At 56.7% G+C, this 10,443-nt stretch carries 8 protein-coding genes; 3 read left to right on the top strand and 5 right to left on the bottom strand.

The genetic code is table 11. The features are described from left to right. Positions 1–322: 322 nt before the first annotated feature. Complete coding sequence (locus VAE55_RS06040) at positions 323–1,363, bottom strand: NAD(P)-dependent oxidoreductase (RefSeq protein ID WP_322814901.1); 1,041 nt, start codon at positions 1,361–1,363, stop codon at positions 323–325. A 15-nt stretch (positions 1,364–1,378) separates the two neighbouring features. Continuing rightward, complete coding sequence (locus VAE55_RS06035) at positions 1,379–2,608, bottom strand: DUF190 domain-containing protein (RefSeq protein ID WP_322814900.1); 1,230 nt, start codon at positions 2,606–2,608, stop codon at positions 1,379–1,381. A gap of 202 nt (positions 2,609–2,810) precedes the next feature. Here VAE55_RS06035 and VAE55_RS06030 point away from each other — a divergent pair, with 202 nt between their 5' ends. Next, entirely contained in the window at positions 2,811–3,110 is a 300-nt protein-coding gene (locus VAE55_RS06030) for an FHA domain-containing protein (RefSeq protein ID WP_322814899.1), read from the top strand. 60 nt (positions 3,111–3,170) lie between these two features. Here the strand turns inward: VAE55_RS06030 and VAE55_RS06025 are convergent, their stop codons facing one another. The 3 genes from VAE55_RS06025 to VAE55_RS06015 all read right to left on the bottom strand — a co-directional run bounded on the left by VAE55_RS06025 (position 3,171) and on the right by VAE55_RS06015 (position 8,593). Continuing rightward, positions 3,171–4,409: a hypothetical protein gene (locus VAE55_RS06025; protein ID WP_322814898.1), complete on the bottom strand. Its 1,239-nt coding sequence runs from the start codon at positions 4,407–4,409 to the stop codon at positions 3,171–3,173. Between the two features lie 112 nt (positions 4,410–4,521). Further along, positions 4,522–5,958: an MFS transporter gene (locus tag VAE55_RS06020; RefSeq protein ID WP_322814897.1), complete on the bottom strand. Its 1,437-nt coding sequence runs from the start codon at positions 5,956–5,958 to the stop codon at positions 4,522–4,524. 310 nt (positions 5,959–6,268) lie between these two features. Then, positions 6,269–8,593 carry a S8 family serine peptidase gene (locus VAE55_RS06015; RefSeq protein WP_322814896.1) on the bottom strand — a complete coding sequence of 775 codons (2,325 nt, stop codon included), beginning with the start codon at positions 8,591–8,593 and terminating at the stop codon, positions 6,269–6,271. Positions 8,594–8,664: 71 nt separating this feature from the next. Between VAE55_RS06015 and purF the strand changes: the two genes are divergently transcribed. Then, a complete protein-coding gene (gene purF / locus VAE55_RS06010) occupies positions 8,665–10,137 on the top strand; it encodes an amidophosphoribosyltransferase (RefSeq protein ID WP_322814895.1) in 1,473 nt (490 codons plus the stop codon). Between the two features lie 29 nt (positions 10,138–10,166). Then, positions 10,167–10,443: transposase DNA-binding-containing protein (locus tag VAE55_RS19110; protein WP_416181171.1), on the top strand; the 277-nt coding region annotated here is incomplete at its 3' end.

The following is a 10,443-nucleotide window of genomic DNA, read 5'->3' as shown; positions in this document are numbered from 1 at the left end:
ACGGCAATGACCAGCCCCTGCCGGCGGTGGCGATGATGCCTACACGTGGATTAGAAGCCCGCGCTGCGGGGAGCGTGGGCAGCATGTCATAACGCAGCGTGACATGTGGGTAATGCATAGCCTAACAGGAGCGGGGCTGGGGAGTGAGGTGAGGGAGTGCATGCTGTGCCAAGGTAGTGGGTGAGACGAATGTTTGCGCTCCCAGGAGGTATACCGGCGCTTGTGCGTCCTGGTGATTATCGGTCGAGGCGACGCTTACGTCACCCCGACCAGACCATTGTTTTCCGGCTGTTGAGGATGTCAGCTATGTGCTGTAGGCGAATTAGAAAAACAGCTTCGCAAAGCGTAAAATACCCTGGCTCCAGGGCACGCGATGCGAGACACCAGTTTGCTGACCAAACTGGTTAGCGTGCTCGACATACCACCGGAAGTTGCGCACCAGCGCCTCTTTGTTGGAATACTTCGGCGTGAAGCCCAGAACGCGCTCGGCTTTTTCCACCGATACGAAGGAATCTTCGGTGACTGTGCCATACGCCCATTTATACACCGGCGACAGCTTCAGTTTCTCTAAAATCGCCAGTGCCCACACCATTGGTGCTGCCGGGAAGGTGATGATCTTCTTGCCCCGACCGGCCGCATCGAGTACGGCTTGAAAATCTTCTTTGATCGTACCGAACTCCTTAGCACCGATATTGAAGGTGTCGTTGACCCGATCACGGTCAAGTTCCAGACAACGAACAATCGCCTCGCAAAGGTCTTCGACATCGAGAAGCTGGTAGCGATTCTTGCCGTTCCCCGGTAATGGGAAGTTGCGCCCATCCATTGCCCAGTCATACAGCATTGCGAAGATGCCCAGCCGCTCTGGGCCGACGAATGACTTGGGGCGGAGAATTGGCACGCACATACCGGCACGCCGGAATTCGAGACACAGTTCTTCAGCTTTGACTTTCGCTTCGCCGTAGGGGCCGACACCACTCAGGGGATCGGTTTCAAGTAGTGGGTGATGGTCAGGAATACCATACACGGCGGTTGAGGAGATGTGGACAACACGCTCAACCCCGTGATCGCGAGCCGATTCGAGGACGTTACGCGTACCATCAATATCGGTTGAGAAAATGTCAGCCGGTGAGTAAAGTGGCAGAGCTGCTGCAGTGTGAACAACGAAGCGCACATCCTTCATCGCCCGATCAACGGCCGCTCGGTCACGAATGTCACCCATGTGCTCTTCAATCTGGTTGCGTTCGGGGTAATCAAAGGGGGCAATATCAAGTGAGCGCACCAGATACCCGCGCGCCAACAGGTAGCGCGTCAGGTTAATGCCTAGGAAACCGGCTCCGCCGGTAATTAAGACACGATCAGCCATAGGTTACCAGTCCTACTATTCGCTTTGTTGTAATAAAGCCCTGATCAGGGCACCACGTGTGATTATACCCGACAGTCGACCATCGTGATCAACGACCGGTAAGCGCTCGGCGTTATAGTCAAGCAACTGTTGTGCCGCTTTGCCGAGGCTGGCATCAAGCGCGACGGTAGATGGGGATGGCTCGACCAGGGTGTCTATCGTTTGGCGAGCGCCGGGCAGTGCCGTCGTCGGCGTTGGTTGCGCACGTTGAATTGCTGCCAGTAGTACATTCCGTTCGTCGCCCTGTAAATGATTGAGGACACCGGTCAGTCGTAAGGTGCCGACCAGACGACCGGCCTCATCAACGACGAACAAGAGTTGACCGGGTGCGGTGATAAGCAGTGCAAGCGCGGTTGCCAGTGATTGGCCGAGCGCAATCCGAGCGGTGGCAGCCTGCATAACCATGCGAACCTGCACACCTTCTGAAGTCTGAACGGCGGCAAGTGTTCGGGCTGCGGCCTGCAAGACTGCGCACTGACCAAAGACACCGGTGAGGCGGCCCTGATCATCAACAATCGGTATTTCAGTATAGCCCCATTCGATCATCATGGTGAGCGCCTGGGGAATCGTTGTTGTCGGCGCAATTCCACACACCTCGCGGTTGACAATCTCGCCTACACTTCGCCCCTTCAATGCTGCCACCAGCGCAGTGCCTTCCGCCGGTCCCAGTACTCTGAGCAATTCTGGGGCCAGGCGCAACCCTGCCCGCCACGCCAGTTCACGGGTCGAGACAACACCTATCACTATGTTGTTATCAATAACAGGCAGTACCTCTGCCCGGGCCGTCACAAAGTGCTCCAGTGCCTCAATCAGCGAGGCGTTATGGGCAATGGTTTTAGAGGGCGCCTGCATCAGATCGGATACCATCTGTTCAGCCCCGAATGGCCCGCCCGGACGTAAAGCACCCTGAACAACCTCGACCGGTTCAGTGGTGATGAGCGCCGAGGGCGCAAGTTCACCAATCAGCGGGAGCAGGCGTTTAATACGAGCAGCATGATCAACCCACTCAATCACTACCGGCTGGCGGTCGGCAAGGGGTGGTACCTGCCGTCGTGGCCCAAAGCCGGTCAGGGCTGCAATTACCGTCGCACCGGTTGCCCCACTCTGGCGCAATTCGGCTAACACTACCTGGTAAAGGGGTCGATCTCCGCTCCGATCCTCGCCGTTCAAGTAGATTCGCACCCGTTGTACTGCTGGAACCGCCATATTGTTCTCCTTAACCGGATTGAGATGTACATTGTTTGGAACGACATTACCTCATCTGAACCCGGCAATAACAACTTCTATTATCGCTCACAAGACTACGAGCGTACATGGTACAAAGGTCACTCTTGACAAAATGAGTTTTTGATGAGAATCATAATGTCATATAGTTGTTTCGCAATAGTTATGTTCATTGGAGGCAGGTATGAGTCGGGAATTAACCCTCATCGGTGTGTCCGGTTCGCGAACCGGGCAACAGATCGTGGTCAACCGACGCAGTATGGTGATCGGGAGTGCCCGTCAATGCGACATTGTGCTGTATGACCGGCAAGTCCTCGAACGCCATGCCGAGATTGTGCAGGCGTTAGAGCGCTGGTTTGTTGCACCACTCGACGGCAGTGCCCTGGTTGCGCTCAACGGTCACCGGATTAGCTCGCGTCAACGTTTGCAGAATGGCGATTTACTCTCAATCGGTAGTGCAACCTTTAAAGTGGCTGACCGCTAAACCGGTCAAATGGTTTGTGACCTGCCCCCTCCTTATCGAAGGGGGCAGGTTTTTTGCGTCCTAGAAACCAACATCAATAATGGTTCGTCCGGTACGATCCTGGAAAAACCCAACACCATCTTGAATCAGACCAACGTAGAATCCCATCCGTGTTTCACGTTGCAAGATACGCACCCGGCCAATAATCTCGGCCTCTTCGCCTGGGTACAGAAAGTCTTCGACAAACGGTTGGGCCCACTTTTCGGGCGGACGGGGTGAAATAGCCCACCGGTATGGGTAGCGCTTAGGACCACCACCACTGTTGGCGTCCCAATCCATGCCCACTCGCCAGAAGCCACCGGCTTGCGCAGCGTAGATACCGTCTTCAACCGAAGAAAAGACTTCATCGGTTGTGTATTCATAGCCGCTCGGTGGTCCGTAAGTGCGGATGGGAACGGTGCCGGTGTTTCGTATCCGGATAGTGACCGTAATGACCTCGCCAAGCATGACACGCTGGGGGGCAATCATCGAGTAGACAATCCGTGCTTCGGGTTGACCAACGTCGGCAAGAGTGATTTGCCCCTGGCGCTGGACCACATTGCCGAACCCATCCTCTGCCCGTACCGTGTACGTGTAGACTCCGGCTTCGAGGAGCGAACCGTTGGGACGTTTGCCATTCCAGATATGACGCTGTTCGTATGGACCCTCTTCTTCACGGGTGACGACCGGAATGATCTCGCCGTTCGGTGCCTGTACCTCAATATTGACGGTAGCGCTGACCGGTAGCCGATAGGTAAATTCGGCGACATCATCTATGGCATCAGCATTGGGTGAAATAACCGGCGGCCAGACCATCAGATTTTCGATTTCGGGTGGGGCAATCACATCGCCTTCGATGCTCAATGGCAGACGGCGTTCATCGCTGTCATTGCCATCAGCCGCACGGGCAGCTACAACCAGCGTGTATTGTCCAGGTGGTAGTAGTTGGCGTAGTACCTGCGGATCGTCGGTTGGAACACTGCCATCAAAGCGCAGGATGTATGGATCGTTTGCGGCTGCTCGTGGCTGTGCCCGGCGCAGATCATACCGTTGTCCATCAGCATCAACGATGTAGATATCAACCAGGGCGGATCGCCCAATCTCATAGCTAATCGCTAAGGGGGTATCGCGACCCGGATTGTACTGTTCGGCAGTTGCGGTGACTTCCCCCAGGATGGGTGCTGCTGTACAGCTACTCAACCCACTGATCACAAACCAGAACAGCACAATACCAATTATTGCGGTCAGCGGGCGTACTGTACACCACACACGATTATGCATAGTGATCTCCCTTTTTACGCACCCTCACCTTATCCCAGATTCGCTCTGCTCGTGCATCCGGCATCCGGTTTCATAGTAAGAGGGTGAGATGTGAAAGTTGCATCAACGAATATTAATCGGCAACCGGCGGTCTGGCCAGTGCTATTTGACGTTGAAGGGCATAGCCGCCGATCAACGATGGAACAATCGCGATTGCAGCCAGCAATGCGGCAACGCGCATTGCTACATCATAGCCGCCGGCCAGAATCGGTTGCGGTGCAGCGGTGATGGGGGTCACCGGGCCACCGTTTAACGCAAATATCTGCGATGCCCATATCGCACCGGCCAGGGCAATTCCGCCGGTCTGTCCAATGGTGCGGACAACCGCCAGTAAACCACTCGCCACCCCCAATGCCTCTGGCGGGGCGTTGCCTAACACTGTACTGTTATTCGGACTTTGAAACAAACCTACTCCCAATCCCAGCAATATCAGAAAACTCAACATTTGCAGCGGTGGTGTGACCGGTGTGGTCGTACTCAGGCCCAGTAAGGCACATCCGGTCACCAGCAAGCCGACGATGGTTAACACCCGCGGCCCAAACCGGTCTGAGAGCCGGCCACTGATCGGCGAGGTGAGCGAGAGGGCAATGGGGAGCGCCATGAGCATCAAACCGGTGCGTTGAAGATCGAACTGGTATACCAGTTGGAAGAAGAGTGGCGTCAGCAACAGGTTAAAGGAAATACCGAGAAAGAGGATCAGCGCGGCCAGTAGATTGAGCGAGAAGGCCAGTCGGCGGAACATGCGTAGTTGCAGCATTGGCTGCGGATGACGCCATTCCCACCAGACAAACAGTATTCCACCGATCAGCGAGGTTGCAAAGAGGCCGATCACGCGACTATCACTCCATCCCCACAATGGCCCTTCGGTTAGTCCCAGCAGGAGACAAAACAGGGTGACAGCCATTAATACCGCCCCGATCAGATCAAATCGCTGGCCGGGGCGTGTTGTGTGATCGGGTGAGATTGAGCGGATGGTAAGCCACCAGCCCAGCACACCAATCGGCAAGTTGACGAAGAAGATCGCTTCCCAACCGATGTACTGCAACAGCACGCCACCCAGGGCTGGCCCGATCAGAATACCGGCGGCGACGAAGGAGCCAATCGCTCCCAGCGCCATCCCACGTTCACGGGCGGGGAAGGCAGTTACTAGCAATGCCGGGCCGACGGCTTGAATCATTGCAGCCCCAATTCCCTGTAGCACCCGGAAGCCGATCAAGGCTGCAATCGACGGCGCGGTGGCGCAGAGCAACGAAGCGATGGTAAAGAGGGCAAAGCCGATCAGATAGATCCGGCGTTTGCCATACATATCGCCTAAACGCCCCATGATCAAGAGTGTGCAGACCAGGGTCAGTAAGTAGCCCAAGACCACCCATTCGACAACGTTCAGATTGCTGGCAAACGCCTGTACCAGGGTGTTCAGAGCAATATTGACAATCGAGCCATCAATGGTCGAAATCAGCACACCGGTGCCGACCGCCGCTAATGCCCACCATTTGCGCCCTTCGTTCACACGCCACCTCGTCGCCGTATCATTGTTACCGGGTGCATTCTACCGCACAATGGCAGGAATGGCGATACGTTTCGCCTTTAGTATTGTGCCCGGTTGGATGATGCTCATGATTGGTTTGCAATGGGCATACAGTAACCCCTGCTGTGCCTCAGGATGGCTGCCGTGAACGCCAGCTTCGCTCTCCCTTCATACCAGCAACCGTGCGTGGTAGTGGCGTTCGTTGGCGGGATGGGTAACCGCACGCCGGGATTTGCCATCAGTGACCATACCCGGCGGTGCGTCTTTCCGGGTACCACATCTACGGCTTTCGTCACCGGGTCAGTGCTCGCTGTACGGCTGCAGCAACATCGAGTAGACCGGCACCAACACCGTTGCCAACCCCACACCGATCACCATCACTGTAGGGGTAAGGTTTGGCCGTCTCGCGCAGGATTTGTTCCGTTGTCTCAATATCGCCGATCAGGGCAGGATTGGCCGACCAGATCAGGGCTACAGCGCCGGCAACGTGCGGCCCTGCCATCGATGTGCCATCGGCATAGGCATAGCTCTGATTGGGAAAGGCCGAGAGGATGTTGGTTCCCGGCGCGACCAGATCGGGTTTGGGGCGTAAACTGCCATCACTGGTGACCGGCCCGACGCTGCTGAACGGTGCAAGCTGGCCTGCGCTATTCACTGCACCGACCGTCATCACGTCATCGTAGATAGCGAGTGGTGCATTCAGCGAGCTACACGTCGGGCCGTCATTGCCGGCGCTGGCAACCACAAAGACACCAGCCGCTCGCAACGCCTGTACTGCCGGTTGTAAGGAATTCGGCGTACACCCTTCAAAGTCTGCCGGGCAGCCCCACGAATTGTTCAAGATGTGCGCCCCTCGGGTCGGGTCACCGTCGCGGAAGGGATCGCCGGCGGGTGGGTACGGAGCAAAGAGGAATTGCATGCAGTCAAGATAACGCGGGGCATTACCGAGGTTGCGTGCCAGATTCACGCACCCGATCCAGGTTGCTTCGGGTGCGACACCAACCCGGTTACCGAGGATCGTTGCCAGCGTATGGGTGCCGTGACCACTGGCATCGTAAGGCGCTGGCGCATTGGTCCAGGGATCAAGCCAGTGGTAGGCGTGATCGACACCATTAGGTGTCTGACCAGCATACGAATCACGTAATTCGGGGTGTGCGCCATCAACTCCCGAATCGGCCTGACCGATTATGATGCCCGCGCCGCGAATGCCACGTGCCCAGACCTCCGGTGCGCCGATAGCGATCAGATTCCACGGCGTTTCATCTGGTGGCAGTTCATTCCCAACAGACGTTGACAATCCGACCGGCAATGGCCGCAGATGCGGTACCGGCATCACCTCGGCTACCTCCGGCAATTGTTGCAGCCAGAGCCGCACGGGAAGATCGGCCTCGACTTCGAGCGCATTGACGAGATAGTAGGGCGTATAGCGTGCTCCTATCCGGTCGAGCGTCGCCCGCAGATCGGCCTGGGTGGTCAAAGCATGGTTCGTCAGTCGTTGATAGACGGCCATTCGTCGTTGATCGTAATCGGGGATAGTTGCCAGATCGCTCAGCACCGCCTGATCGCGCAACACCACAAACCAGCGGTCACCCTGTGGTGTTGCCCGACCACCACCGATGATCAGTGCTAGCCCGAAAACCGCAATCACGCCAGCTCCAACCGCGTGGAGGCGAGGATTGCGAACGAACTGCACCAGGAAAATTGCGATCAGGGCCAGGAATGCCTGGCCGATAGCTGCCAGTACTGCGAGATGAAAGCCTTCGGGAAAGCTGCTGAAGAGCAAGAGGGTGATCAGGGTGTCGGAGTCGGTGAGGGCCAGCGGCACGCCAAAGAAGAACATCCCGAAGAGGATGGTCATCGGGACGACCGTAGCAACCGCTGTGTACCGGCCAAGGGTCAGGAGCAGCCAACCGCCAATCGGTGCGCTAAACAGGAATAGGAGTGCGGTACTGTTTACCCCCAGCGCACGGCTGAGGATCAGGAGCAGCACACTCAAGCCGACACCCTCAATCAGCCGGATAGTGGCTGAAACAAATGGTTGTTGCCAGCTCTGCGGTGGTCGCCATGCAAGCAGGCATCCGCCAACCCAGCCAACCAGCCCACCGGTCAACAGCGCCAGACCGGTATCCAGCCACGAACCGGGTGTGCCAATAGCGAGCCAGGGCAGGCTCATCAGCAGACCGCTGCTGAAGACAGCAGGTAACCAGCGCCATTGCCAGGGGGAGCAACGGGTAAGCCGGATGATGATGAGGGCATAGCAGAAGCAGATCATCGCCTGGATTACCATCTGCAACTGACTCTCGGCAGAGGGCAAAAGGCTGGTTAAGACCAGGATTGCCGGGAGTGGCAATCCGGTCAACCAGCGCAAGGCCGTATCCCGCAAGGTACCGCTGGTTAAGCCGAACCAGATGCCAGCCATTGCTGCGCCGATAGCCAGACTGATCCAGACGATAATGATGCGACCACCGCTATCAGCGCCAAATAGCCCCACGCCGATTTCGACCAGGCGCAAAAATCCATTGATGCCCAGCCCAAGGGTAACTACCGCAATCAGAAGGCATCCGGTAGCCCAGGATGGCTGATATTGCTCTGTCGTTAGGTTGTCTGAAGGTTTCATAATCCGTGATATACTTGAATAAGCAATGATGCGAACTGTCCCCAAATCTGCGCGCAGGAGGATAACTTCTCATGAACGATCAATCGCTGCCCGGCGTACCTGATCGTAATGATACCATTGCCGCTCAATGTATGCTTTCCACTGTATCAGATGACAAGCCGGGTCATGAGTGTGGTGTTTTCGGCATTGTCGCTGCCGATGCTGACGTTGCGCGCCTCACCTTTTTCGGTCTCTACGCGCTTCAGCATCGTGGTCAAGAGAGTGCCGGTATTGCGGTGAGCAATGGGCGGAGCATTCGTTACTACAAAAACATGGGTTTAGTGGCGCAAGTGTTCGATGAAGAGAAGTTGCGTCCACTCAGCGGTTATATGGCGATTGGGCATACGCGCTATTCAACCACCGGTTCATCGAAGCTGGAAAACGCCCAGCCGTTCGTTGTTGAGAGTGCATTAGGGCCACTGGCGGTTGGTCACAACGGTAACCTGACCAATGCTGCCGCACTTCGACGTGAGTTGTTGCAGCGTGGCGTCGGTCTGACCAGCAGCAGCGATAGCGAAGTCATCACGCAGATGCTGGCCGGCGGTGAAGGGCGTACCTGGGAAGAGAAGCTCAAGGTCTTTATGGTTCGGGCACAGGGTGCGTACTGTCTCACCGTCCTGACCCGCGATGCGCTCTACGCAGTGCGCGATCCGTGGGGATTACACCCGCTCTGCCTGGGTCAGCTCAGTGACAATGGCTGGGTGGTGGCTTCGGAAAGCTGTGCGTTGGGGACGATTGGCGCTGAGTTCGTGCGCGAGATCGAGCCGGGTGAAATTGTCAAAATTACGCTTGACGGCCCCCAGACCATCTCGCACCAACCGTCGCTGCGCATGGCTGCCTGTCTGTTCGAGTACATCTATTTCGCACGTCCCGACAGTATGCTGCATGGAACGGTGCTCCACGCCATTCGGGTCGCGCAGGGGCGGGAACTGGCCCGTGAAGCGCCGTGCGATGCCGATATTGTGATCGCGGTTCCCGATAGTGCAACGCCGGCAGCAATCGGCTATGCACAAGAGTCGGGTATCCCCTACTCGGAAGGGTTGATTAAGAACCGCTACATCGGACGAACGTTCATTCAGCCTGATGATCGATTACGTCAACTTGGTATTGCGCTCAAATTCAACGCCCTGACCGATAATCTGGCCGGAAAACGGGTAGTCTTGGTTGATGATAGCATCGTGCGGGGCAACACCAGCGGGCCAATCGTGCGTCTGTTGCGTGAAGCCGGTGCGCGTGAGGTTCACGTGCGCGTTTCGTCACCACCCATTCGCCACCCCTGCTTCCTCGGTGTCGATATGGCAACCTATCCTGAGCTGATTGCCCATCGCCTGACCATCGAAGGCATTCGCCAGCATCTCGGTGCCGACAGCCTGGCCTACCTGAGCCTCGAAGGATTGATTCGCTCAACCGGACGCGATCCTTCTACTTTTTGTACTGGCTGCTTCACCGGTCAATACCCGGTTGAGGTCGAGCTGGTTGACAAAGAGGTGTTTGAGGTGCGCTGAAAGCAGATGAATCACGCCGACGCATGTGAATGGGGAATGGGGAAATGGGGAGTAGGGAGTGGCGTACTCCAGATGACTTCCGGTCACCTTGCCCCCCTCCCAACCTCCCCCCGTTGGCTATGCATTGCCCACATCTCGGATTCACGTGCAGATTTTGGTCGTCGTATGCGGGGTCATCAGCAAGGAGACAGGGTGACGCGACGATGCAATCATGGGCTGAACACGAATTGCGCTACGCCCGACTCGGTGATGCCCGCCTGAACCGGCGTCTGATGCGTCTGGTCGCGGCATTGGCTGCGCAGCCGA

It is taken from the genome of Chloroflexus sp., from assembly GCF_034432675.1.
In the GTDB taxonomy this organism is placed as follows: Bacteria; Chloroflexota; Chloroflexia; order Chloroflexales; family Chloroflexaceae; genus Chloroflexus.
This window is presented reverse-complemented; position numbering and strand designations above follow the sequence as displayed.